This is a genomic window from Streptomyces sp. NPDC093018 (genome assembly GCF_040684035.1).
Taxonomy (GTDB): domain Bacteria; phylum Actinomycetota; class Actinomycetes; order Streptomycetales; family Streptomycetaceae; genus Streptomyces; species Streptomyces murinus.
The window spans coordinates 144,377-169,703 of sequence record NZ_JBFBFF010000007.1 but is presented as its reverse complement, the minus strand read 5'-3'; the positions used below and the strand labels follow the sequence as shown (position 1 = coordinate 169,703).

The 25,327-nt window shown below is 71.5% G+C and carries 17 protein-coding genes and 2 pseudogenes; 9 read left to right on the top strand and 10 right to left on the bottom strand.

Going from position 1 to position 25,327, the window contains the following annotated elements:
- Nucleotides 1-70: 70 nt before the first annotated feature.
- The 4 genes from AB0N90_RS18300 to AB0N90_RS18285 are packed head-to-tail and all read left to right on the top strand — an operon-like array spanning nucleotide 71 to nucleotide 5,011.
- A complete protein-coding gene (locus AB0N90_RS18300; protein ID WP_365197675.1) occupies nucleotides 71-1,126 on the top strand; it encodes an NAD(P)-dependent alcohol dehydrogenase in 1,056 nt (351 codons plus the stop codon).
- Nucleotides 1,127-1,173: 47 nt separating this feature from the next.
- Nucleotides 1,174-3,003: a glycoside hydrolase family 15 protein gene (locus tag AB0N90_RS18295; protein ID WP_365197672.1), complete on the top strand. Its 1,830-nt coding sequence runs from the start codon at nucleotides 1,174-1,176 to the stop codon at nucleotides 3,001-3,003.
- The gene (locus tag AB0N90_RS18290; protein WP_365197670.1) at nucleotides 3,000-4,448 is read left to right on the top strand and encodes a glucose-6-phosphate dehydrogenase; all 1,449 of its coding nucleotides are present in this window, start codon (nucleotides 3,000-3,002) and stop codon (nucleotides 4,446-4,448) included. Before AB0N90_RS18295 ends, AB0N90_RS18290 begins: the two co-directional genes overlap by 4 nt.
- A gap of 17 nt (nucleotides 4,449-4,465) precedes the next feature.
- Nucleotides 4,466-5,011, top strand: coding sequence for a gluconokinase (locus AB0N90_RS18285; RefSeq protein WP_365197667.1), 546 nt, complete (start codon nucleotides 4,466-4,468; stop codon nucleotides 5,009-5,011).
- Nucleotides 5,012-5,080: 69 nt separating this feature from the next.
- Here AB0N90_RS18285 and AB0N90_RS18280 read toward each other — a convergent pair whose 3' ends face one another.
- The 3 genes from AB0N90_RS18280 to AB0N90_RS18270 form a co-directional block, all read right to left on the bottom strand.
- Nucleotides 5,081-5,578, bottom strand: a complete 498-nt coding sequence (locus tag AB0N90_RS18280) for a hypothetical protein (RefSeq protein ID WP_128793277.1) — start codon at nucleotides 5,576-5,578, stop codon at nucleotides 5,081-5,083.
- A 160-nt stretch (nucleotides 5,579-5,738) separates the two neighbouring features.
- Complete coding sequence (locus tag AB0N90_RS18275) at nucleotides 5,739-6,806, bottom strand: sodium-dependent transporter (protein ID WP_365197664.1); 1,068 nt, start codon at nucleotides 6,804-6,806, stop codon at nucleotides 5,739-5,741.
- A gap of 89 nt (nucleotides 6,807-6,895) precedes the next feature.
- Entirely contained in the window at nucleotides 6,896-7,576 is a 681-nt protein-coding gene (locus AB0N90_RS18270) for a hypothetical protein (RefSeq protein WP_365197662.1), read from the bottom strand.
- A gap of 288 nt (nucleotides 7,577-7,864) precedes the next feature.
- Here AB0N90_RS18270 and AB0N90_RS18265 point away from each other — a divergent pair, with 288 nt between their 5' ends.
- The 5 genes from AB0N90_RS18265 (at nucleotide 7,865) to AB0N90_RS18245 (ending at nucleotide 12,292) form a co-directional block, all read left to right on the top strand.
- Nucleotides 7,865-9,094 carry an FAD/NAD(P)-binding oxidoreductase gene (locus tag AB0N90_RS18265; RefSeq protein ID WP_365197659.1) on the top strand — a complete coding sequence of 410 codons (1,230 nt, stop codon included), beginning with the start codon at nucleotides 7,865-7,867 and terminating at the stop codon, nucleotides 9,092-9,094.
- 136 nt (nucleotides 9,095-9,230) lie between these two features.
- Nucleotides 9,231-10,589, top strand: coding sequence for an MBL fold metallo-hydrolase (locus AB0N90_RS18260; RefSeq protein WP_365197656.1), 1,359 nt, complete (start codon nucleotides 9,231-9,233; stop codon nucleotides 10,587-10,589).
- A gap of 91 nt (nucleotides 10,590-10,680) precedes the next feature.
- Complete coding sequence (locus AB0N90_RS18255) at nucleotides 10,681-10,848, top strand: hypothetical protein (protein WP_365197653.1); 168 nt, start codon at nucleotides 10,681-10,683, stop codon at nucleotides 10,846-10,848.
- Nucleotides 10,845-11,594 carry a sulfite exporter TauE/SafE family protein gene (locus AB0N90_RS18250; protein ID WP_365197651.1) on the top strand — a complete coding sequence of 250 codons (750 nt, stop codon included), beginning with the start codon at nucleotides 10,845-10,847 and terminating at the stop codon, nucleotides 11,592-11,594. Before AB0N90_RS18255 ends, AB0N90_RS18250 begins: the two co-directional genes overlap by 4 nt.
- 119 nt (nucleotides 11,595-11,713) lie before the next feature.
- A complete protein-coding gene (locus AB0N90_RS18245) occupies nucleotides 11,714-12,292 on the top strand; it encodes a rhodanese-like domain-containing protein (protein WP_365197650.1) in 579 nt (192 codons plus the stop codon).
- Nucleotides 12,293-12,383: 91 nt separating this feature from the next.
- On the opposite strand, the gene AB0N90_RS18240 is transcribed toward AB0N90_RS18245, so the two are convergent.
- From AB0N90_RS18240 to AB0N90_RS18210, 7 genes and pseudogenes are all read right to left on the bottom strand, one after another.
- On the bottom strand, nucleotides 12,384-14,219 hold the full coding sequence (locus AB0N90_RS18240) for an endo-1,4-beta-xylanase (RefSeq protein WP_365197648.1): 1,836 nt from the start codon (nucleotides 14,217-14,219) through the stop codon (nucleotides 12,384-12,386).
- Between the two features lie 13 nt (nucleotides 14,220-14,232).
- Nucleotides 14,233-15,024 (bottom strand): annotated as a pseudogene (locus tag AB0N90_RS18235) (cellulose binding domain-containing protein); the annotation flags it as partial.
- 30 nt (nucleotides 15,025-15,054) lie between these two features.
- A pseudogene (locus tag AB0N90_RS18230) lies at nucleotides 15,055-15,741 on the bottom strand (hypothetical protein); the annotation flags it as partial.
- Between the two features lie 104 nt (nucleotides 15,742-15,845).
- Complete coding sequence (locus tag AB0N90_RS18225) at nucleotides 15,846-18,653, bottom strand: glycoside hydrolase family 48 protein (protein ID WP_365197645.1); 2,808 nt, start codon at nucleotides 18,651-18,653, stop codon at nucleotides 15,846-15,848.
- A gap of 148 nt (nucleotides 18,654-18,801) precedes the next feature.
- On the bottom strand, nucleotides 18,802-20,865 hold the full coding sequence (locus AB0N90_RS18220; protein ID WP_365198061.1) for a glycoside hydrolase family 6 protein: 2,064 nt from the start codon (nucleotides 20,863-20,865) through the stop codon (nucleotides 18,802-18,804).
- Nucleotides 20,866-21,031: 166 nt separating this feature from the next.
- Complete coding sequence (locus tag AB0N90_RS18215) at nucleotides 21,032-23,008, bottom strand: cellulase family glycosylhydrolase (RefSeq protein ID WP_365197642.1); 1,977 nt, start codon at nucleotides 23,006-23,008, stop codon at nucleotides 21,032-21,034.
- A 1,265-nt stretch (nucleotides 23,009-24,273) separates the two neighbouring features.
- Nucleotides 24,274-25,323 (bottom strand): LacI family DNA-binding transcriptional regulator, encoded by a 1,050-nt coding sequence (locus tag AB0N90_RS18210; RefSeq protein WP_365197639.1) that lies wholly within the window; start codon nucleotides 25,321-25,323, stop codon nucleotides 24,274-24,276.
- Between the last annotated feature and the right edge of the window lie 4 nt (nucleotides 25,324-25,327).

Below are 25,327 nucleotides of genomic sequence, written 5' to 3'. Positions count from 1 at the left end.
CGCCGCCCGGAGCAGTGCGAGATCCACACGGTGACGCGAGGTCGGGCGTCCGACAGGAGGGCACAAGCCGGTGAAGGCATTCGTGATGAAGGAGATCGGGAGCGTCGGCTTCATGGACAAGCCGGTCCCCGAGCCGGGGCCCACCGACGCCGTGGTGCGCACCACCAAGGCCCTGATCTGCACCTCCGACTCGCACACCGTGCAGGGCGGCATCGGCCCCCGGACGGACCTGACCCTCGGCCACGAGGGCGTCGGCGTCGTGCACGCGGTCGGCGACGAGGTCGAGGACTTCCGGCCCGGTGACCGGGTGCTGGTCGGGGCCATCACCCCCGACTGGGGCGACCTCGCCGCGCAGAACGGCTACCCCTCGCAGTCGGGCGGAGCGCTGGGCGGCTTCAAGTTCGCCAACCTCAAGGACGGCGTGTTCGCCGAGTACTTCCATGTCAGCGGCGCGGACGCCAACCTGGCGCGGATTCCCGGCGACATCCCCGACGACGTCGCCGTCTACTGCGCCGACATGCTGTCCACCGGCTTCATGGGCGCCGAGCACGGTGCCATCCCGATCGGCGGCACCGTGGCGGTACTGGCGCAGGGCCCGGTCGGACTGATGGCCACGGCCGGGGCGCGGCTGCGCGGCGCGGGCCTGGTCATCGGCGTGGAGTCGGTGCCCAACCGGCAGGAACTCGCCCGGTTCTACGGCGCGGACGTGATCGTGGACTTCGGCAAGGAGGACGTGGTCGAGCGGATCCACGAACTGACCGACGGGCAGGGCGTGGACACCGCCATCGAGGCGCTCGGCGCGGACGTCACCTTCCAGACCGCGGTCAAGGTGACCAAGCCGGGCGGCACGATCTCCGTCATCGGCTATTTCGGGCAGGGCGAGTTCGTGCGCATCCCGCGCGTCGAATGGGGCGTCGGCATGGCCGACAAGACGATCGCGACCGGCCTGTGCCCCGGCGGGCGGCTCCGCATGGAGCGGCTGCTGCGGGTGCTGGCGAACAAGCGCGTCGACCCGACCCGGCTGACCACCCACCGCTTCCCCTTCAGCGAGATGGAGCGGGCCTTCGAGGTGTCCGACAAGAAGCTGGAGGACACCGTGAAGGTGCTGGTCTCCTTCGACGAATGAGGTCCACCGGCCCGGCAGCACGGTGCGCGTGAAAGAAGCGAGGCCGCATGTACGATCCCGATCCGCCCTTCCGGCCCGTCCGCAGGCGGGACGGCTGCCTCCCGCTGGAGGACCTCGGCCTGATCGGCGACGGCACCACGGCGGCGCTGGTCGGCCTGGACGGTTCCATCCCCTGGATGTGCCTGCCCCGCTTCGACTCGGACGCGGTCTTCTGCGCACTGCTCGACCACGCGCGCGGCGGCCACTTCACGGTGGCGCCCGAGGATCTGGTGGAGGCCCGGCAGCACTATCAGCCCGACACCGGGGTGCTGGTCACCGAGCTGCGCTCGCGCACCGGCCTGGTGCGGCTCACCGACGCGCTCGCCCTCAGATCCGGCGCCGACCTCACCGACGACATGCCGGCCGGGCGGGCGGAACTCGTACGCTCGGCCGTCGTCCTGGACGGGCGGGTACGGCTGCGGGCCGAACTGGAGCCGCGCGGCGGCGGGCAGGCGCAGGCGCTGTTCAGCGGTCTCGAGGTACGGCCCCACCGGCAGCCGGGGCTGCGCCTGCATCTGCGCGCCAACCGCCCCCTGACCGGTCTGCGCAGCACCCATGAACTCCGGCAGGGCGAGCGCCTGGACCTGGTGCTGTCCTGGGGGCGCTTCCACCGGCACCACCGCTTCGACACCGACGCCATGCTCAAGGGCACCGCCGACGCCTGGCACCGCTGGATGCGGCACTGCGACTACGCGGGCCCGCAGGCGGCCCTGGTCAGACGGGCCGCGCTCACGCTGAAGATGTGCGACGACTGGGCCAGCGGCTCCCTGGTGGCCGCGCCCACCTCCTCACTGCCCGCGCCGATCGGCGGCATCCGCAACTGGGACTACCGCTACGCCTGGATCCGGGACGCGGCGTACGCCGTGTTCGCGCTGCGCCGCATCGGCTTCGACGGCGAGGCGGACTCCTTCCTCGGCTGGGTCCTCGACGCCTTCGAGCACAGCAGGCAGCCGCGCATCATGTACACCCTCCAGGGCGCCACGGTGCCGGACGAGGTGGAGGACGGCGAACTGGCGGGCTATCGCGGTTCCGCCCCGGTGCGCTGGGGCAACGGCGCGACCGACCAGCGCCAGCACGACGTCTACGGCGAGATCCTCGACTGCGCCGACCAGTGGCTGCTGTCGGGCGGGGAGATCCAGCCGGCGCTGTGGGCGGGACTTGCCGGACTCGCCGACGCGGCGGAGCGCGCCTGGCGCCATCCCGACCAGGGGATCTGGGAAGTGCGCAGCGAGGGACGGGCGTTCACCTACTCGGCCGGGATGTGCCAGGTGGCCCTGGACCGGGCGGTGCGCATCGGGGAGCGGCACGGCCTGCCCGGCCGGATCGACCAGTGGCGGGCGGCGGCCGAGCAGGTGCGCCGCATCATCCTGGAGGAGTCCTGGGACGAGAAGTCGGGCACCCTCAGCGCCCATCTGTCCGGCGGCGGCGTCCTCGACGCGAGCCTGCTGGCGCTGCCGCTGCGCGAGGTCGTACCGGCCGCCCATCCGCGGATGGTGGCCACGGCGGAGGCCGTCGCACAGCGGCTGTCGGCCGGGGACGGGCTGCTGTACCGCTATCTGCACGACGAGGCCCCGGACGGACTGGCCGGTGACGAGGGCGCGTTCGTGCTGTGCAGCTTCTGGCTGGTCGACAATCTGGTCGGGCAGGGCCGCCTGGAGGAGGCCGGGGAGCTGTACGCGTCCCTGTGCGCGCGGGCCAGCACGGTCGGGCTGCTGTCGGAGCAGATCCACCCCACCACAGGAGAGTTCATGGGCAACTTCCCCCAGGCGTTCAGCCATATCGGCATCATCGCGAGCGGTGTGAACCTCCAGCGGGCGAGGGCGGCGAGCGGGCGATGATCGGGCGTCTGGTCGTCCTGGGTGCGACGGGGGATCTCAGCGGGCGCTTCCTGATGCCGGCCCTCGCCGCCCTGCACGCCGCGGGGCACCTCGGCGAGGGGTTCCGGCTGACCGGGGCGAGCCGCGAGGAACTGACCACGGAGGGGTTCCGGGAGTGGATCACCGGCTGGCTCGACCGGCAGGGCGGTGACCTCCCGGCCGGGGCCCGGCGGGCGGTCGTGGAGTCGGCGCACTACCGGCGGGCCGATGTCACCGACCAGGAGGACGTCCGGGCGCTCATCGACGGTGACGAGCCGGTGGCGCTGTATCTGGCGCTGCCGCCCTCGCTCTTCCCGCAGGTGGTCTCCGCGCTGCGCTCGGCGGGCCTGCCGGCCGGGAGCCGGATCGTACTGGAGAAGCCGTTCGGCGAAGACCTGGACAGCGCACGGGAGTTGAACGCGCGGCTGGCCGAACTGGTGCCGGAGCGGGCGGTGTTCCGGGTGGACCACTTCCTGGCCATGACCACGGTGCAGAACGTGCTGGGCAGCAGGCTCGCCAACCGGGTGCTGGAACCCCTGTGGAACAGCACCCATATCGCCGAGGTGGAGATCGTCTGGGACGAGAGCCTCGCGCTGGAGGGCCGGGCCGGTTACTACGACCGGGTCGGCGCCCTGAAGGACATGGTGCAGAACCATCTGCTCCAGGTGCTCTGCCTCGTCGCCATGGAGCCGCCGGTCACCCTCGGCGAACGGGACCTGCGGGACCGCAAGGTGGACGTGCTGCGCTCCGTGCGGCTGCTGACCGAGTACGACGTGGTGCACCGCACCCGGCGCGCCCGCTACGCCGCGGGCCGGATCGAGGACCGCGACGTGCCGTCGTACACCGCCGAGGAGGGCGTGGACCCCGGGCGCGGCACCGAGACCTTCGCCGAGGTGGAGCTGGAGCTGGACAACTGGCGCTGGGCGGGTACGACGTTCCGGCTGCGCAGCGGCAAGGGGCTGCGGGCGGACCGCAAGGAGGTCGCGGTGCGGTTCAGGCCCGTGCCGCATCTGCCGTTCGGGCACACCGGGGAGGTGGAGCCCAATGTGCTGCGCTTCGGTCTCGAACCGGAGGGCCTGACCCTGGATCTGATGGGCACCGGCGCGCGGGCCGGACATCTCACCGAGCTGGAGCTGACCGCCGAGCTGGAGCCCGCCGAACTGCCCGCCTACGGGCGGCTGTTGCTGGATGTGCTGCGGGGTGATCCCGCGCTGTCGATCCGCGGCGACGAGGCGGAGGAGGCCTGGCGGGTGCTCACCCCGGTGCTCACGGCGTGGGAGCGGGACCTCGTCCCGCTGGAGGAGTACCCGGCGGGCTCGGACGGACCGGCGCCCCGGCACGCGTACGGGCCCGGACCGGTGACCAGGGAGGCGCTGTTGCACGAGGAGACGGTCCTCGGTACGGCGGCCGACGACGGGCGGTCGTGAGGAGCATGGGCGGCCCGATGCGCCGTGACTTTGGCCGGCGTCCGCCGTGCGTCGTCGTGATCGGGGTGTCCGGGGTCGGCAAGACCACCGTGGCCCGGCTGCTCGCGCGGCGGCTGGGCGTGCCGTTCGCGGAGGCGGACGATTTCCACTCGCCCGAGAGCGTCGCCAAGATGGCGGCGGGCGTGCCGCTCACGGACGCCGACCGGGGGACCTGGCTGGAGGCGATCGGCCGCTGGCTGCGCGAGCGGGACCGCGCGGCGACCGGCGGTGTGGTGCCCTGCTCGGCGCTGCGCCGCCGCTACCGGGACGTTCTGCGGGCGGCCTGTCCGGACGCCTTCTTCGTGCATCTGACGGCCCGGCACGAGGAGGTGGGGCGGCGGATGAGCGAGCGTTCCGGCCACTTCATGCCGCGGGCGCTGCTGGAGTCGCAGGAGGCGACGCTGGAACCGCTGGAGGCCGACGAACGGGGCGGCGCCGTGGACGCGGGCCCGGCTCCCGGAGCCGTCGTCGAGACGGTCCTGGGCCTCTTGGCCGAGACGGACGACGAAGCCAACGGGCCCTAGCCGACGGTCGGTCGGGAGTGCGGGCGGACCCGGACGACGGCGGTCGCCCGGATGCCGGCCGGCAGGGTGTCAGCAGCCGCCGCAGCTGTAGTACAGGGCGTCCCAGTGGGTGCCCTCGTCGGCGTAGACGTTGCCGGAGGCCGCGGTCCACATCGGGTAACCGTCGCCGCGCAGACCGGAGTAGGTGAAGTTGTTCTTGATGTAGTTGGTGATGCAGGTGTTCTTGCCGTAGTCGAGCTTGTAGCCGTTCCAGTGCGAATACGTGCCGGAGGCGTGCCCGGTCTCGGTGCCGCCGGTGATGTTCAGGGCGCAGCCGCTGGCGTGCTTGAGGGTCACGGCGCCCTGGGCGGTGGTCAGGTTGAGCTGGTCGAACGACGTACAGGTCGAGTTGTTGCGGTCGGAGCAGCCACCGGACGAGGACCAGGTGATGCCCGCGTCGCGGAACATCTGGGTCGCGGTGGCATTGCTGATCTTGGTGACCGCGAAGGCGTCCGTCGCGGTGCCGAGGACGGCGACACCGGGAGCGACGACCAGCGCGAGGGCGGTCAGGGTCGAGCGGACCTTCATGGGGGAGCCTCCTGCGAAATGCCGGGCAACTTATGGGGCGACGGTGCAGGTGGTGCGTGGGGATGATGCCAGAGTCCCCCGCGCGTCCGCCAGGGATCGCGGGCATCGTCCGCACCACCCTCCCCGCCTATGGGACAACTCGCTCACACGGCCCGCCGGATCACCGGAGCGCACGCCGCTCGCCGACCGTCCGGTACGAGGGCCCTGCGGCTCCTTTCGCGACGGCACGCCGGGCCGAGACCTTCTGTGCCAGCCCGTACACCAGGGCGACGAGCAGCGCGTGCGGCTGCCCCGGCAGTGCCTGTACGACGACGACCGTGCTGACGCTGACATTGCTCATGCCGCACGCCAGGGTGACCGTGGCCCCGGCGCCGGGCGGCAGCCGCAGCGAGCGGGCGGTGAGCGAACCCGCGAGGAAGGCCAGTCGGCACACACCCCACCCCACGGCGGCGCAGAGCGCGACGACCGTCCAGGGCTCCCGGCGCAGCACGGGAGCCGCGGCGGTGGCGTTGACGTACGTCAGCGCGAGCATCGCCGTGATCGCCACCAGCGGCGCCCCGGCGAGCAGGCGACCGCGGACGGCGGCGGGGACGAGTCTGCGGGCGAGCAGGCCGAGCGCGCAGGGCAGGGCGACGGCACCGGTGAGCAGCGCCCGCGCCTGCCCGGCCGCGCTGTCGACCAGCGCCCGGGTGTGACCCGCCGACGGCAGGACATGGCCCAGCAGGGCCAGCGTCGTGGGCATGGTCAGCGGGCTGAGCAGCGCGGAGAGCAGGACGACGGCCAGCAGGGCGGTGACCTCGCCGTCCCGGCCGATCCAGACCGTCGCGGCGGCGGCCACGGGCGCCGCCGCGACCAACGCCACGGCGGTGGCCAGAGCTCCGGCCGGCCCGCGCAGCCCGGCGCCGTACATGACCAGGGCGGTGACCGGCGCCAGGACGAAGGCGGTGAGCAGATGCGCGGCGAGGCCCGCGAGCACGGTCTTCGGCTGCCGGACGGCGGCCGCGGCGCGGCCCGGCGGTACCTGGAAGGCGGCGGCGAAGAGGATGACGAACAGCGCGACGGCCGAGGCGTCCAGGCGCAGCCCGAAGAGGCCGAGCGCGGCTGCGCGCAGCCGGGCTCCGGGCTCGGGGACGAGCAGGGCGAGCAGGTAGCAGACGAGGACGGCCGGGCCCAGACGCCGGTGGATCAAACCGGACAGTCGGCCGCCGCGGGCAGAGCGAGTGGGCATGGGGAGTTCCTTGGTGTGCCGCAGGAGGTTTTGGGGACGCGCGGCGGCCGGGCGGGCGCCCCGCACGGGCGCCCGCGGCCGGGAACTCCCTAGACCCTGAGCGGCGGTTCCGGGCGGCCGTCGGGCATCCGCCGGGACGACGGCGGCTCCGGGGCCGGCGGCGGGGCGCTCGCGCGCGGCCCTCGGTGCGTGCCGTTCGAGACGCACGCATGGGCACGCGGGTCGGGGGCGGCCACAGGGGTCACCGCGATGGCCGCGCTGCCGCCGTGACACCGGGGGCCCGCCGCCTTCGACGTCCCCGCGACCACGGCCCGGGACGCGCCCGCACTCCCGGACGCTCCCTCGATCCGGGACGGGTCCACGATCCGGGGCGCGTCCACGCTCCCGGACCCGCCCGCAATCCGGGGCAGGTCCACGATCCAGGGCGCGTCCACGCTCCCGGACCCGCCCGCAATCCGGGGCAGGTCCACGATCCGGGGCGCGTCCACGCTCCCGGACGCTCCCTCGATCCGGGGCAGGTCCGCGATCCGGGAGGGGTTCACGATCCGGGACTCGTCCGCGATCCGAGGCCCGGCCACCACCCGGGACCCGGCCGCCACCCGGGGCGCGGCCGTGGCGAACGGTCGGTGCGGCGCGTCGACGGCGGAGCCGGCCAGGGTCCGCATCCGCGGGCAGCCGCCGAGCGCGGCGGTGAGGACGGCGCAGACGAGCGCGGCGACGAGGAGGCCCACCCAGGCAGGCGGCCTCGCTTCCTCGTCCCGCGCACGCACGCCTCGGACGCTACGGCGCCCCTGCGGGTACCGGGCGCGCCCGCCGCGCGACGCGCTGCCGTGTCCCCTCGCACGGGTCTGCGCCAGGCGTCCACCGCTCCGGATTTACCCCTGAGGCAAATACCCTGCGGGGTATTTGACCGTCTCGGCGGGACCGTCATAGCTTCGGTCACGGAAACCCCCCGGGGTATTTGAGGAGACAACCAAACGGGGTGTGCGGCAGGGCCCGCGCACCGGCACAGCCCCCGACCCGACGGCCTCAGGGCCGGTACAGGAAGGACTCCCACCATGGCCGCGAGCCCCATACCCGGCACCGAGACGATCACCGGCCGGCACCGTGTCGCCATCGTCGGCGGCGGCAGCGCGGGAATCAGCGTCGCCGCCCGGCTGCGCCGCGCGGGCGTCACCGACATCACCCTCGTCGAGCCGTCCGACAGCCACTGGTACCAGCCCCTGTGGACCCTGGTCGGCGGCGGTCAGGCGACCCTGCGCGGCACCCGCCGCGCCGAGGCGTCCGTCGTCCCGGACGGGGTGCGCTGGATACGCCGGCACGCCCTCGCCGTCGACCCCGAAGCGCGGACGATCGCCCTCTCCGGCGGTGCCGAACTCGCCTACGAGCACCTGGTGATGGCCCCCGGGCTGCAACTGGACTGGGACGCCGTGCCGGGTCTCGCCGAGGCGGTCGGACATGACCGGGTGGCCAGCAACTACGCGCCCGAGTACGCGCCGCGCACCTGGGAGCTGATCAGGAACATGCGCTCCGGCACGGCCGTCTTCACCCACCCGGCCACGCCGCTCAAGTGCGGCGGGGCACCGCAGAAGATCGCCTACCTGGCCGCCGACCACTGGCGCAGGCGGAAGGTCCTGGACCGCATCCGGATCATCCTCGTGATCCCGGACGCCACCCTGTTCAAGGTGCCCGAGTGGGGCCGCGTCCTGGATCAGGTGGCCGAGCGGTACGGCATCGAGGTGCGGCTGCGCTCGGAGATGACCGCCGTGGCCGGCGACCGCCGCGAGATCACCGTCACCGACCATGCGACCGGCCGCGCGGAGACCATCGGATACGACCTCCTGCACGCCGTGCCCCCGCAGAGCGCGCCCGACTGGGTCAAGCGGTGCCCGCTCGCCGATCCCGCCGCCCCGCTGGGCTTCGTCGCCGCCGACCGGCACACGCTGCAACACCCGCGGTATCCGGAGGTGTTCGCGCTCGGCGACGTGGCCAGTCTGCCGACCTCGAAGACCGGCGCGGCGGTGCGCAAGCAGGCCCCGGTGGTGGCCGCCAACCTGCTCGACGTGATGAACGGCCGGACACCGGCGCACCGGTACGACGGCTACACCTCCTGTCCGCTGGTGACCGCCCGCGACCGGATGCTGCTCGCCGAGTTCGACTACGACCTGACGCCCCGGCCCAGCTTCCCGCTGATCGACACCTTCAAGGAACGGCGCGACATGTGGGTCTTCAAGCGGTACCTGCTGCCGCAGCTCTACTGGCGCGGCATGCTCACCGGCCGCCTCTGACGGCCCCGACCGGGCCCCCACCAGCGCGAACCGGCCCGGTCCGCGTCGTACCCGCACGCGTATGGAATACCCCCCGGGGTACTCATGCTATGGTCCATATATACCCCGGGGGGTAATCAGCGAAGGGAACGTTCCCGTGTTCTTCATCGACACCATCGAGCTCGAGGGCCTCGGAAACCGCAGCTACCTGGCCGGTGGCAGGGGGGCCGCCGTGGCGGTGGACCCGCCGCGCGACGTCGATCAGGTGCTGGCGGCGGCGGTGCGGCGCGGCGTACGGATCACCCACGTGGTGGAGACCCATATCCACAACGACTACGTCACCGGCGGCCTGGAGCTGGCCCGGGTGACGGGCGCCGCCTATCTGGTTCCGGCCGGCGCGCGGGTGTCGTTCGCGCGGGTGCCGGTGGCCGACGGCGACACCGTCACCGTGGACGACGCGCTCGAACTGCGGGCGGTCGCCACCCCTGGGCACACCCCGCACCACACCTCCTACGTCCTGCTGGAGCAGGGGCGCCCGGTGGCCGCGTTCACCGGTGGTTCGCTGCTGATCGGCACGGTGGGCCGGCCCGATCTGGTCGAGCCCCGGCTGACCGAGCGCCTCGCCCGCGCCCAGCACGCCTCCGCCCACCGGCTGGCCGCCGAGCTGCCGGACGAGACGTCCGTGCTGCCCACGCACGGCTTCGGCAGCTTCTGCTCCTCCGCGCAGGCCGAGGGCGACACCACCACCATCGGCAAGGAGAAGTCCGCCAACGCCGCGCTCACCACGGACGTGGACTCGTTCGTCGCCCGGCTGCTCGCCGATCTCGACGACATCCCGGCCTACTACACCCACATGGGACCGGCCAACGCGGCGGGCCCCGCGCCGGTGGACCTGACCGCCCCGGCCCTCGCCGACGCCCGGGAGATCGCGGCCCGGCTCGCCGCCGGTGAGTGGGTCGTGGACCTGCGCAACCGGGTCGCGTTCGCCGAGGGCCATGTCGCCGGAACCTTCAACTTCGAGGCCGAGGGCAAGCTCGCCACGTATCTGGCGTGGCTGATCCCGTGGGGCAAGCCGGTCACCCTGCTCGCCGAGTCCCCCGAGCAACTGGCCGCCGCTCAGCGCGAGTTGGTCCGGGTCGGCATCGACCGGCCGGCCGCCGCGGCCACCGGCTCCCCCCAGGAGTGGGTGCCCGAGGGCGCGGACCTCGTCTCCTTCCCGCGCTCCACCTTCGCCGGACTGGCCGAGCGCGGCACGGACGGTGTCCTCGTCCTGGACGTGCGCCGCGACTCCGAGCGCGCCGCGGGGCACATCGAGGACTCCGTCCACATCCCGATCCACCAGCTGCACAGGCGGCTCGGCGAGGTACCGGCGGGCACCGTCTGGGTGCACTGCGCCGGTGGCATGCGGGCCGGCATCGCCGCCTCCCTGCTGCACGCGTCCGGCCGGGAGGTGGTGGCCGTGGACGACGGTTTCGACGCCGCCGCGGCCGCCGGTCTGACCGTGGTCACCGGGTGACCCACTCCCCCACCCGTTCCGTGCCATCCGTCCGTTCCATCCGGCCCGTTTCATCCGGTCCGTTCCGTCCGTTTTTCCGAGAGGTCGAGTGATGTCCCTCCTCCCCCGTGCCGAGGACCGCGTCAGCGTCGCCGAGGCCGTACGGCACACCCGGGGCACCGCTGCCCCGGCGGTGCCGCTGGATGTGCGCGAGCGGCACGAGTGGGATGCCGGGCACCCGGTCGTCGACGAGCACGGGAACAGCGGTTCCATAGCATGACCGCCCTGATACTCGCGCTCGTCGCCGGCGCCGTCGTCGGCCTGGCCCTGGGCGGTCTCGGCGGGGGCGGCAGCGTCCTCGCCGTACCCGCCCTGATCTACCTCCTCGGTTTCACCACGGCCGAGGCGACGACGGCCAGTCTGGTCATCGTCACCCTCACCTCGGTCACCGCGCTGACCGGGCACGCCCGGGACGGCAATGTCGCCTGGCGCACCGGGCTGCTGTTCGCCGCGGCGGGCATCGTGCCCGCGATGGCCGCCGGGGCCGCCGCCGGGCAGCTGCCCCAGGCCCTGCTGACCATCGCGTTCTCGGTCATCGCGGCACTCGCCGCGCTGCGCATGCTGCGCCCCGCCCGCACCGCCGCCGACTCCGGCGCCCGGATCGAGCCGGGCAGGGCCGGTGCGGTGGGGGCCGGTCTCGGCGCGGTGACCGGGTTCCTGGGCGTGGGCGGCGGCTTCCTCGCCGTACCGGCGCTGGTGAGCGTGCTGCGGCTGCCCATGCGCCGCGCGGTCGGCACCAGCCTGCTGGTCATCACGATCAACTCGCTGGCCGCGCTCGGCGCCCGCGCCGGCACCGGGACGCACCTGGACTGGGCGGTCGTCGCGCCGTTCACCGCGGCCGCCATGCTCGGCGCCTGGGACGGGAAGCGCCTGGCCAGGAAGGTCCGGGGCGGGACGCTGCAGCGTGTCTTCGCCTGGGTGCTGCTCGCCGTCGCGGTCTTCATGTTCGCCGACGTACTCGTGTGACATCGCCGTCACAGAGCCCTGGCACAGTGGAGAACGCCGGGCGTCCCCGCATCCTCCCCAACCCCACGGGTCACTCCCCGCTCCGGGACGCCCTCGACAACGCAAGGACGACAACTGCCATGACGACCCTCACCACCCTCGCTCCCCAGCAGGCCAAGGAGCGGCTGCACCAGCTCACCGTGATCGATGTCCGCACCCCGGGCGAGTACGCCGGCGGTCACATACCCGGCGCCCTGAACATCCCGCTGGACCAGCTCGACCGCGCGCTGCCCGAGATCCGCGGCGCCGCCGAGCGCGGCGAGGTCCTCGTGGTGTGCGCCTCGGGTGCCCGTTCCGAGAACGCCTGCCGCAAGCTCGCCGGGCAGGGCGTCCACACGGCGACCCTCGTCGGCGGCACCGGCGCCTGGGCCGCGCAGGGCGGGGAACTGGACCGCCCCGCGGCCTGTGACGTCAGGGCGGTCTGGAGCATGGACCGCCAGGTCCGGCTCACCGCCGGTTCCCTGGTCCTGCTCGGTCTGGCCCTGGGCGAGTTCGTCCACCCGGCCTTCCGGCTGCTGTCCGCAGGTGTGGCGGGCGGGCTGGTCTTCTCCGCCGTGAGCAACACCTGCGGCATGGCCGCCCTGCTCGCCAAGCTGCCCCACAACCGGCCCGCCACGGCCGACCTGGACACCACGCTCGCGCGCCTGCGCGGCCTGTGACCACACGGTTCGTACGGCACGTTCGCCCAGTACGCCGCCGCCCGGTGCGGGCATCGGCGTACTGGGCGAAGCCTTCGGGGTGTTCCCCGGCTTACGGTTCGACGCCGCCGGCGAGGGTGCCGCTGACGTACGCGGTCACCTTCGTCGCATCGGCGTACGCGGTGTTGGTCGCGTAGCTGTAGTCGTCGCTCTCACTGAAGTTCGACCAGTCCGTCTTGCTGACCCGGCTCTGGATGTCGCCGGTGTTCGCGCCCGCCGCGAGCGAGCCCGCGCCGGAGGTGAACCCGATCTCCAGATAGTGGTCCGCGCCCGCCTTCGGCGAGGACAGCGCGACGACCTTCTGTGTCACGTTCGCACAGCCGACGGCCGCGTAGTCGCACCACGCGCTGAAGGTGGCAGCGCCGCCGTCACCGGTGAAGTAGTAGCGGATCGTCACCTTCGACAGATCCACCGCGGAACTCCCGGTGTTGACCACCCGCAGTCCCGGCTTGATGGCGTTGTCCGTCGGCGCGCTGTCGTTGTTCTTGTACTGCACCTTGACCGCGCCCGTGCCCGGGTTGCCACCGCCGCCACCGGACGCCGAGGTCGTCGCCGTCACCGCACCCGACGCCGCGGAGACGTTGCCCGCCGCGTCCTTCGCCTTCACGGTGTACGAGTACGACGTGGACGCGGACAGACCGCTGTCCGTGTACGACGTGGAGGTACTGCTGCCCACCTTCGTGGACCCCCGGTACACGTCGTACCCGGTCACCCCGACATTGTCCGTCGCCGCCGACCACTTCAGCGACACGCTCGAACTGGTCGTGGCGGACACCGCGAGGCCCGTCGGCGCGGACGGCGCGGTGGTGTCCGTACCGCCGCCACCGCCCCCGCCGCCCAGGGCGGTCTGAACCGCCGTGTACGCCGGTTTGGTCTGGAGGTTCTCGTCGTACAGGTCGGCGGCGCCCTGCCCCGAGAAGGTGCTCGGCACCCAGGAGTACTTGTCGTCGAAGTCCCACACCGTGATGCCGACGCAGCGGGTGACCGCGAGGCAGGAGCTGGTGACCTGGCGGTAGTAGTCGGCCTGGGTCGCCAGTTTGGTGCTGTCCGACGGCATTTCCATGCGCACGTCCAGCTCCGTGAACGCGACGTCGAGCCCGAGGTCGGCGAAGCGCTGGAGGTTCTGCTGCATGTTCGAGGGGAACGAGTACTGGACCGCCAGGTGGCCCTGGAAGCCGATGCCGTCCAGCGGCACACCCGCCTTCTTCAGGTCACTGGCCAGCTGGTACATGGCGTCGGCCTTGGCGCCGGTGCCGTCGATGTTGTAGTCGTTGATGTACAGCTTGGCGCCGGGGTCGGCGGCGTGCGCGGTGCGCAGCGCGTCCGCGATGTAGTCCTTCCCCATGGCGTTGTAGAAGGCGTCGGTCCGGTAGGTGCCGTCGTCGTTGAACGGCTCGTTGACCACGTCCCAGGAGTAGACCTCGCCCTTGTAGTGGGTGGCCTCCTTGGTGATGTGGTTCTCCATGGCGGCCTGGACCTGACCGGCGGGGAGGTTGCTCACCCAGCTGGGCAGCTGGCTGTGCCAGACCAGGTTGTGACCGCGCACCTGCTGGTTGTGGGCCTGCGCGAACTGGACGATCGCGTCGCCGCCGCTGAAGTTGAACTGGCCCTGCGAGGGCTCCGTGGTGTCCCACTTCATCGAGTTTCCGGGCGTGATCGAGCCGAACTCGCTGCCCAGGACGGCGGTGTAGGCCGAGTCGTTGAGCTCCGCGTTGTCGGTGGCGGAGCCGAAGTACCGGCCGCTCGCCTGCGCGAGCTGCCCCAGGGTGCTGCCCTGGGCGACGGCCGGGGCGGTTCCCGCGGCGAGCAGACCGCATCCGGTGGTCACCAGCGTGGCCAGCGCGACCGCGAGCCCCCCGCCACGCAAGGGGTGCAGAAGGGATCTCACCACTGTCTCCTTGTCAGTTGGGCTCGGTGCCGCCCGCGAGGGTGCCGTCGACGTAGACGGTCACCTTCGAGGCATCCGTATAGGCGGTGTTGGTCGCGTAGCTGTAGTCGTCGCTCTCGCTGAAGTTCGACCAGTCGCTCTTGTTGATCCGGCTCTGGATGTCACCGGTGTTCGCACCCGCGGCCAGCGAGCTCGCACCGGAGGTGAACCCGATCTCCACGTAGTGGTCCGCACCCGACTTCGGCGACGACAGGGCCACGACCTTCTGCGTGAGGTTCGAACACCCGACGGCCGCGTAGTCGCACGACGTGGTGAAGGTGGAGGAACCCCCGTCACCGGTGAAGTAGTAACGGATCGTCACCTTCGACAGATCCACCGCGGAACTCCCGGTGTTGACGACGCGCAGACCCGGCTTGATCTGACTGTCGGTCGGCGAGCTGTCATTGTTCTTGTACTGCACCTTCACCGCACCCGTGCCCGGCGTACCACCACCGCCGCCACCGGACGCCGAAGTCGTCGCCGTCACCGCACCCGACGCCGCCGACACATTGCCCGCCGCGTCCTTCGCCTTCACGGTGTACGAGTACGCCGTCGACGCGCTCAGACCGCTGTCCGTGTACGACGTCGACGTGCTGCTGCCGACCTTCGTGGACCCCCGGTACACGTCGTACCCGGTCACCCCCACATTGTCCGTCGACGCCGACCACTTCAACGACACACTCGAAGCCGTCGTCGCCGACACCGCGAGACCCGTCGGCGCGGTGGGCGCGGTCGTGTCCGTCGTACCGCCACCGCCACCACCGCCGGAGCCCTTGGTCGCGTTGAAGGAGAAGCTGTTGCTGGCCAGGCCCTGGCCGCCCTGCCAGATCTCGAAGCCGGCCTCGGCGTCGATCAGGTAGTGCGCGGAGTTGATGGAGCCGCGCGAGACCGCGTCGTCGATCAGGGCCTTGACGTCGAGGTTGCTGAACGAGGTACCGCCGCCCTGGAGGACATAGGAGATGATCTTCCAGGAGGTCTGCTGCCCGGTCCACACGTCCCAGCCGTGCCCGGCGACGTTCGCGGTGGCGGTCTGGCTGCCGAACGGCTGGACGCTGCCCTTGTGGTTGAGCCAGATCATCACCTCCGTTCCGTCGGGCTGGCCGTCCGTGGTCGGCGTCGAGTTGAACCAGAGGTCGTAGGCGACGTCATAGGCGCCCGACGCCGGCTGTGTGGTCGACCAGGAGGAGGTCGCGCTGCCCAACTGGCTGACCTGGACGGGCAGTCCGCTGCCCGTGGTGCAGGCACCCCAGTGGCAGCCCTTGTAGACCGAGGGGTAGGTCGCCGGGGCGCCGTTGGTGGCCGTGTTGAAGTTCGCCTGGGTGACGGACCACGCGCCCGAGCTGTTGTCGATGCTCACGCACTGCGTGTCCGACGAGTTCCATTCGTTCTGCTGGTAGGTGTACTCCCCGCCTTGGAGGGAGGTGGTCCCGTACTGGGTGCAGTCCGTCGCCGTACCGGCGGACGCCGGCTGGGTGACGACCATGAGCGCACCGAGCAGCAGGGCGGCCACGGTGCCCGCCCACGCGGCCATGCGCAGTCGTCTCCACGATGACAGCATGTGTGAGGTCTCCTTCGTTCCTTGGCGGATCAAGGCTCGACTCCCCAGGCGAGAGTGCCGTTGACGTACGCGGTCACCTTGGTGGCATCGGTGTAGGCCGTATTGGTGCCGTAGCTGTAGTCGTCGCTCTCGCTGAAGTTCGACCAGTCGCTCTTGCTCAGCCGGGCCTGGATGTCACCGGAGTTCGCGCCCGCCGCGAGCGAGCCCGCGCCGGAGGTGAACCCGACCTCCAGATAGTGGTCGGCACCCGACTTCGGCGAGGACACGGCGACCACCTTCTGCGTGATGTTCGAGGCGCCGACCGCCGCGTAGTCGCACCAGGTGCCGTAGCTGCTCGCACCGCCGTCGCCGGTGAACCAGTACCGCAGGGTGACGCTCGACAGGGCCAGCGCGGCGCTGCCGGTGTTGACCACGCGCAGACCGGGCTTGATCGCGTTGTCCGTCGGCGCGCTGTCGTTGTTCTTGTACTGCACCTTCACCGCGCCGGTGGTGCCGCCGCCGGAGCCGGCCTTGGTGGTGGCGGTGACCGCGCCGGAGGCCGCCGAGATGTTGCCTGCCGCGTCCTTCGCCTTGACCGTGTAGCTGTACGGCGTCGACGCCTTGAGCCCCGAGTCGGTGAAGGACGTGGTGGCCGCGCTGCCCGCCAGGGTGCCGCCCCGGTAGATGTCGTACCCGGCCACGCCCACGTCGTCGGTCGACGCGGTCCAGGTCAGCGAGACGCTGGTGTCCGTGGTCGCCGACACCGCGAGGTTCGCCGGCACGGTCGGCGGTGTGGTGTCACCGCTGCCGCCGCCGGAGCCGGCCCCGACGATCAGCTCGGCGTAGACGGCGTAGGCCATGGCGATGTCGGCCTGCGCCCAGAAGCGGTGGTAGCTGAAGGTGGGCGCGGAGCCGCCGTTCAGGTACGCCTGGACCTTGGGCCAGTCCGGGTCCTGCTGGTACCAGGAGCGGATGGAGAGGAAGGTCGAACTGGAGTTGATCACATCGCCGTTGGGCATCTTGCCCGTCCAGCCCGACGGCACGTACACCGGGTCGGCGAACCGGCTGTAGTCGGTGCGGGTCTCGGGGGTGGTGATGCCCTTCGCGTCGGCGAAGTTCGCCATCGCGTCCAGCAGGTTCTTGGCGAGGGTCGCGGCGGCGGTGTCGCCGGACTTGGCGGCGTAGTAGGTGAGCGTCTTGATGTAGGCGGCGGCCACCCCGGTGTCGTTGCCGTGGTCCACGACCGACACGTGCAGCCCGGTGTTGGCGGCCGGACTGCTCGGGTTCCAGGTCTCGGGCTGCCCGGTCCAGCTCAGGTTGCCCGGGATGCGGAAGTCGGTGGCCGAGACGGTGGTCTCGGATGAGGCCCAGGCGATCCACTTGGCGAGGATCGACTTGGCGGTGGCGTTCCCGGTCACGTAGTAGTACTCCGCGACCCGCTCCAGCGACCAGCACTGGAAGCCGAACCAGTTGTTGCTCGGCGGATCGTGGTAGACCGGCTGCCAGTCGTAGGCCATGCCGTAGAACGTCGGATCGCCGGCCGGCGGCGCGCCGTACTGCCCGTTCCAGCTGTTGGTGGCGCCGCCCGCGATGGCGCCCTCGGCGGACTGGAGCCACTGGTAGAACTCCAGCTGCCGCTGAAGGCTCGTGGTCCAGTCGCTCTGCGCGGTGGGCGACTTCGGGGTCAGGCTCGGCACATTGGCCAGCGCCCAGGCGGCCAGCGGGTTCTGGTAGCCCTGGTGGGCGGTGCCGTCCCCGATCCGCCAGGCCCAGCCGCCGCCGTTCTCCGCGCCGCCCCAGGCGTAGTACCAGGCCAGCAGGTAGTGCTCGGAGTCCCGCCCGGAACCGGCGGCGCAGCTCTTCGGGTCGGTGCAGTTGCCGATCTTCTTGAAGTACTTGTCGAACAAGGAGTAGCGCAGGTAGTCGCCCATCTTGGCGGCCTTCGCCACGGACGCGGAGATCGCGGACGCGTTGCCCTGGGCGGTGGCCCACCGGTACGCCCAGTACGCCGCCTGCACCGCGCGGGCGTCGGCGTCGGGGGCGTTGGTGTACTTCCACTGCTGGGAGTAGCTGCTGTCCTTGACGAACAGATCGAGGTAGCCGTTGGTGCCGCCGTGCTTGAACAGATCGGTGGTCGGCTGCGGGATCGTCTCCCACACCGACTCCTGGGCGCCGCGCTGGTAGCTGTTGATGTACGACGGTCCGGACGCGGTGGGCCCGTTCTCGGCGCCGGTGCCCGGCGTGTTGCCGTACCCGTAGATGTTGTCCACGTCCATCAGCCAGTGCATCCCGTAGATGTCCGGGGTGCCGTAGGCCGAGTTCAGCTCGCTCGCGATCGGGTCCTGGCCGGAGGAGACCGAACTGTCCAGCGCGGAAGGGTACTTGTTGACGTCGGGCCACTCGGGGATGTAGGTCGCCGGGCTGCTCGCGTTGTAGGAGCTGTTGCTCGGCTGGTCGGTGTGGTTGGGGATGATGTACTTCTCGGCGGTGGCCCACGCGCTGTTGAACGGCGTCCAGTTGCCGGTCACCCGGCCGTAGGTGGCCTCCAGCCAGAACCAGAAGCTGAACGCCTCCGAGGTGGTCTGGTGGCCGTGGTCGGGGGCCTCGACGATCAGCGTCTCCACGCAGTGGTAGGGGATGCCCTCGTCGCTGAAGTAGCCGTTCGCCGAGTCCTTGATCTTGTTGTACTGGGTGAGGAAGGCCGTGGTGTACGGGTCGTCGGCGGTCGCCGCGGGGGACGTCGCGGGCTTCTTGGCCGTGGGTGCCGCGCTGGCGAGGGTGGGCGTGACGGCCGCCGCGAACAGGGCTCCGCCGACCGCGGCGGCGAAGCGTCTGCGGGAAAAACCGGGGGCGGACATGGCTTCTCCTGGGGGGATGGGGGGATCGGAGAGGGGAGCCGGAGCATGGCGCCACCCCTGATGGGCGCCATGCTCCGGAGACCCGGCCGCGGCCCGGAGCGGGGCGGGCGTGGCGGGGCGGCCGGGTTGCTGCGGGAAGAGCCTCGGCTTACGGCTCGACGCCACCCGCGAGGGTGCCGCCCACGTACACGGTCACCTTGGAGACGTCGGCGTACGCGGTGTTGGTCGCGTAGCTGTAGTCGTCGCTCTCACTGAAGTTGGACCAGTCGCTCTTGTTGATCCGGCTCTGGATGTCACCGGTGTTCGCACCCGCCGCGAGGGATCCCGCGCCGGAGGCGAAGCTGATCTCCACGTAGTGGTCCGCGCCGGACTTCGGCGAGGAGAGCGCGACGACCTTCTGCGTGACGTTCGAGCAGCCGACGGCCGCGTAGTCGCACGACGTGGTGAAGGTGGAGGAACCACTGTCACCGGTGAAGTAGTAACGGATCGTCACCTTCGACAGATCCACCGCGGAACTACCGGTGTTCACCACCCGCAGACCCGGCTTGATCTGGTTGTCGGTCGGCGAGCTGTCATTGTTCTTGTACTGCACCTTGACCGCACCCGTGCCCGGGGTCCCGCCGCCACCGCCACTCGCGGCCGTGGTCGCCGTCACCGAGCCGGAAGCCGCCGACACATTGCCCGCCGCGTCCTTCGCCTTCACGGTGTACGAGTACGCCGTCGACGCGCTCAGACCGCTGTCCGTGTACGACGTCGACGTGCTGCTGCCGACCTTCGTGGACCCCCGGTACACGTCGTACCCGGTCACCCCCACATTGTCCGTCGACGCCGACCACTTCAACGACACGCTCGAAGCCGTCGTCGCCGACACCGCAAGACCCGTCGGCGCGGTGGGCGCGGTCGTGTCCGTCGTACCGCCACCGCCACCACCGCCGGAGATGGGCGGGTAGGCGTTCTGGAGCAGCTGCTGGAACTGGGCGGAGAACCAGTGGCCGGCCAGCGGGGCGTTCGGCAGGGCACCGGTCGGGTTGTTGCCGTTGCGTGCGTTGCCCGTGTAGGTCGGGTCGCACATCTGGTCGAAGCCCTTGCCCTCGCTGTTGTCGATGGGCTGGCTCGCGCCGTCCGACTCGCCCGGGGGCTTGACCCACACATAGGCGTCGATCCCGGAGGCCGGAGCCGCGGTCGGCCGCTCGCCGAGGCCGGCACCGCTCTGGTTGCACCAGTTGCCCGCGTGGATCCGGCGGTCGATCCGGGCGCCGTCGACGTAGGCGTCCACGGAGGTCGTCGGGCCGGGGCCGGTCGGCCGGGCGGAGCCGCCCCAGCCGTTGCGGGAGGTGTCGATCAGCATGCCGATGCCGGAGTTGAAGCCCTTCGACACCAGCGTGGTGCGCAGCGCCTGGGCGTAGGACTGCTCGTCGACGTACTGGTTCCAGTCCACCCACTTCGACTGGCGCACCGTCGTACCGTTGACGGAGTCGGTCACCTTGAAGTTGGGCTCCACGGTCGCCGAGTAGTTGGCCGTGTTGACGATGAAGCCCTGCACGTCGTCGACCGTGGCACCGGCGGTGGTGGCGGCCTTGTGGAACTCGTCGGCGGACGGGCCGAGGTTGCTGTCCCAGCCCAGCCAGCCGTGGTGGCCGGCGTCGATGTAGTTGTAGACGTTGGGTATCGCGCCCAGGTGGTTCAGCGCGTAGCCGACGCCGGTCTCGTAGTTGCCGTTCGACTTCATCGTCTCGCACTGCGAGGTCGAGCCGTCGGTGCCGCCCGCGTTGGTCACCAGGTTCGGCAGCGAGTCGGGCTCGACGATGTTGACGATCCGCAGATTGGCGTAGGCCGGGTCGGCGAGGATCTTGGCGATCGGGTCGATGTAGTCGCTCTCGTACCGGCCGATGTCGGTCGGGCCCAGCTCGCCGTTGGAGGCGAGCGCGGCGCAGTCCCGGCCCGGCAGGTCGTAGATGACCAGCGTGATCAGGTTGGCGCCCTGGGACACGGCCTTGTCGAGGTGGGCGCGCAGGCCCATCCGGCCGCTGGCGCCCTGGATGGTCGAGATGCTGTCCAGCCATACGGCGGTCGGCGTGTTGGCGACCGCGCTGCCACCGGGCTCGGCGGCGGCGTTCGCGGACCACTCCGGGTTCACATAACCCGTCGCGCCCACATAGGGGTTGTCCACCCGGGCGGTGGCGGCCGAGGCGGTCGGCGCGTTGAGCGTCATGGCCAGCGCGGAGCCGAGCGCGAGCGCCGACAGCACCGCGAAACCGCGGGTGAGCCTTGATCTCGGGGGAGGGAGAGACTTCTTCACCAAGGGTTCCTTCCGTGGGGTGTTGTGGCGCGCGGTGCGGCCGTACGGCACACCACGCGCCGCTCGGGAGAGGGAGAACTCAGGGTTCGATGCCGTTCGCGAGGGTGCCGTCGACATAGACGGTCACCTTCGAGGCATCCGTATAGGCGGTGTTGGTCGCGTAGCTGTAGTCGTCGCTCTCGCTGAAGTTCGACCAGTCGCTCTTGTTGATCCGGCTCTGGATGTCACCGGTGTTCGCACCCGCGGCCAGCGAGCCCGCACCGGAGGTGAACCCGATCTCCACGTAGTGGTCCGCACCCGACTTCGGCGACGACAGCGCCACGACCTTCTGCGTGAGGTTTGAACACCCGACGGCCGCGTAGTCACACGACGTGGTGAAGGTGGACGCTCCGCCGTCACCGGTGAAGTAGTAACGGATCGTCACCTTCGACAGATCCACCGCGGAACTCCCGGTGTTCACCACCCGCAGACCCGGCTTGATCTGGTTGTCCGTCGGCGAGCTGTCATTGTTCTTGTACTGCACCTTGACCGCACCCGTACCCGGAGTCCCGCCACCACCACTCGCGGCCGTGGTCGCCGTCACCGAGCCGGAAGCCGCCGAGACGTTACCCGCGGCATCCTTCGCCTTCACGGTGTACGAGTACGCCGTGGACGCGGACAGACCGCTGTCCGTGTACGACGTCGACGTGCTGCTGCCGACCTTCGTGGACCCCCGGTACACGTCGTACCCGGTCACCCCCACATTGTCCGTCGACGCCGACCACTTCAACGACACACTCGAAGCCGTCGTCGCCGACACCGCAAGACCCGTCGGCGCGGTGGGCGCGGTCGTGTCCGTCGTACCGCCACCGCCACCACCGCCGGAGCCGAACCCGGGGGCCTTGACGGAGGCCAGGTAGCCGTCCTTGGCGGTGTCGACGGTCTGCCAGTCGTCCTTGAGGATGCCGCCGGTGTCACCGGAGTCGGGGTTCCAGCACCAGAAGGTCCACTGGAAGCTGTCGCCGCCGTACTGCGAGGTCGGGCGGAGGTAGTCGACCAGGGCCTTCAGCCAGGTCTGGTCGGTGGTCGACTGGAGCGTCGTACCGAACTCGCCGACCCAGACGGGGGCGATGTTGTTCTTGAAGAGGTAGCCCCAGTACTTGTCCCAGATGCCGGGCATGTTGCTCGGGAAGGACGGGTCGCTGAACCAGGGCTGGTTGGAGACGCTGGTGGCGTAGTCGTGGGCCGAGTAGACCACGCGGTCCGCGACATCGAGCTGGACCGGGTAGGTGCCGGCGCCCTCCAGGTTGCCGCCCCACCAGGTGGAGTCGCCGTTGTAGGTCTGGACGCCCTCCACGAAGATCAGCATGTTGGGGTTGACCGACAGCACCGCGTTGCCGCCGCGCTGGGCCGCGAGCCGCCAGTCGACGGTCGTGTCACCGCAGCCCCAACAGGCCGGATCGTGCGGCTCGTTGTGCAGGTCGATACCGACGACCGTGGGATTGTTCGCGTAACGGCTCGCCACCGACTTGAGGTTGGCCAGCCAGGTCGACTCCGGGACGCTGCTCGTGTACCACAGGGCGCTCTGCCCGCTGGAGTCCGGCCGGTGCCGGTCGAGGATGACCTTCAGGCCGATCTGCCCCGAGTAGTCCACGATCTTGTCCAGGACCTGAAGGGAGTTGAGCCCCTGGAGGTCGGCGTTCTTGCCGCTGGAGAAGTCGATGCTGGACGGCATCGTGCCGGACTTGAAGATGTCGTCGGAATACGGAATGCGCAGCGTGTTGTATCCGGTCGCGGCGATCTGGTCGAGCATGTTCTTGTAATCCCGGGACCACAGGCCGTGGACCACGTGGTTGTCGGTCTCGAACCCGAACCAGTTGATCCCGGCGATGCGCACCGAGTTGCCGTTCGCGTCCAGGATCTGCCGGCCGCTGGTGTGCCAGTAGCCCGCTCCCGCCGTACCGGCCGCCCGCGCGGGCGCCGTACCGGTCACGGCGACCAGCAGGGCGAGCAGGATCGCGGCCACGGCGCCCATGGCCGTCCACCGCCGAGGCGGCCCCAAGTCCGCAGGTCTCATAGCAGCCAACTCCTCTTGTATGGCGTGCCCCCGTGCTGACTGACATCGCTGCCGCACCGTGGCCCCTGGCGGGCGGCGGTGCGGTTCGAACGCGGTTCACATGCGGTTCGTATGCGGTGCGTACGCGGTGGTGCCGTGCCAGGGAGCGCCGCCCGGGTACGAACGGACCGGAGGCTTCCGCCACTTGGTGCCGGTGGCGATCAACTCCGGGTTGATTCAAGGGCGTTGAGCGTGGGAGCGCTCCCAGCAAGTGAGGAAAGTAACAACTCGAAACAGCGCTGTGAAGGGGCCAGGCGAAACCTGAGCGCAATGGCGCGTTCACGCGCCCCCTCGGCGCGGGGGCCGGCGCGCCCGGTGCCGGCGGGGCGGCACCGGCCGGGACCACGGTGAACTCGCCGCATCCGGCGGCGATGCGTGACGGGCCCGACGGCTACCGTCGGGTAGCGGCGACGGGCCGTCGGGGACCGGTCGGCGCGCGGGTCCGGAAGCAAGGCGGAGAAACAGCCATTCGGCAAGTGCACGGACGGCGGTGGCCCCGCGCCGCGCGGCGCACTCCCCCGGCGCGGCACACGGGTGCCGGACCGGCCCCTCGGCGCCATGCACACAGGGGTGCCGGGTCGGACGCGGACGCCGGTCCGGTCACCGTGCCCCGGCACCGTGCACGACGGGCGCCGGGACGATCTCCTGGCGCCCCGCACGCACGGATGCCGGGTCGATCCCCCGGCGTGGAGCACGCGCGGATGCCAGGGCGGCGATCCCCCGGGCGCGGCGCACACACGGCTGCCGGGCGTCCCCGGCGTGGCGCAGGGCCGCGCCGCCGGGGTGGGCCCGAAATCGCCGGGGTTCGGCGTGCGGTCCGCCCCCGGCGCGCCGACCGCGGCCCTGCCCGAGGGCACCGTACGACTCGGCCCGCCCGTGTCAGGGATCGCCGACCGGGGCGTGTTCATGGCGGACGGACCGGGACTGCCGGCGCGCCGTCGTGGTGGCGACCGGCGCTGGGGCCGGGGCCGCGGCGCGACTGCCGCCCGCCCCGGACACGCCCGCCCACCGCACGGTCACCGCGCACGACCACATCGCCCCGCGCCGCTCTCCCCGGCGGCCCGTCCGGCCGTTCGGCACCCGCCGCCGCGTGCCGAACGTCCGCGTCCTCAGCCATCCATGGATACCGGGGGCGGCCCGCATGGACACCGGGGGCGGGTCCCGAAGCGGCCCGTGGGCGGCGGGGCGGGTCCCGGGCTTCCGTGGCCGGTCGCCCGGCGCCGCGCTCAGGCGGACTCGCGCACCACCAGGTCGGTGGAGAGCACCACATGGCGCCGGATGCCGTTGCGGGACTCGATCTCCTCCAGCAGCACCCGGGCCATGGTGCGGCCCATCTCCTCGGTCGGCTGGCGCACGCTGGTGAGCGGGGGGTCGGCGTGCCGGGCCACCGCGGAGTCGTCGAAGCCGATCAGCGCCACGTCCTCGGGCACCCGCCGCCCCGACTGGCGCAGGACATGCAGGGCGCCGCTGGCCATGACGTCGGAGGCGGCGAAGACGGCGTCGAGGCCGGGGTGCCGCTCCAGCAGGGCGCGCATCGCGGCGCGGCCGCCCTCCTCGGTGAAGTCGCCGTGGGCCACCAGCGAGGTGTCGCCGCCGAGGCACGCGGAGTTCATCGCCTGCGTGTAGCCGTCGAGCCGGCAGCGGGCGACGTACATGTCCAGGGGGCCGGTGATGGTGGCGACGGTGCGCCGGCCCAGTCCGAGCAGATGCTCGGCGGCCGACCGCGCGCCCCCGACGTTGTCGGCGTCGACGTACGACATCCACTCCCGCTCCGAGCGCCGCCCGTTCAGCACGGTCGGCACCCGCAGCCGCTCCAGCAGGCTGGGCAGCGGGTCGTTCTCGTGCACGGACACCAGCAGGACGCCGTCGACGCGGCGGGCCGCCAGATGCTGGCCCAGGCGCTGGCGCTCGCGCGGGGTGCGGATCAGGGTGAGCAGCAACTGCATGTCCGTGTCGGCGAGTTCGGTGCTCACACCGCGCACGATGTCCAGGAAGTACGGCTCGGCGCCGAGCCTGGTCTCCGACTCGGGGATGACCAGGGCGACCGCGTCCGTGCGGTCGGCGGCCAGCGCGCGGGCGGCACGATTGGGCACATAGCCCAGCTCGGCGATCGCCGCCTCCACCGCCGCCCGCGCCTGGGCGCTCACATGCGGGGAGCCGTTGACCACCCGCGAGACCGTGCCCCGCCCGACACCGGCCCGCGCGGCGACCATCTCCAGCGTCGGCCGGCCGCCCCGCCCCTCGCCCGCAGTCATCGCGCCCTTGCCCGTCACCATGGAT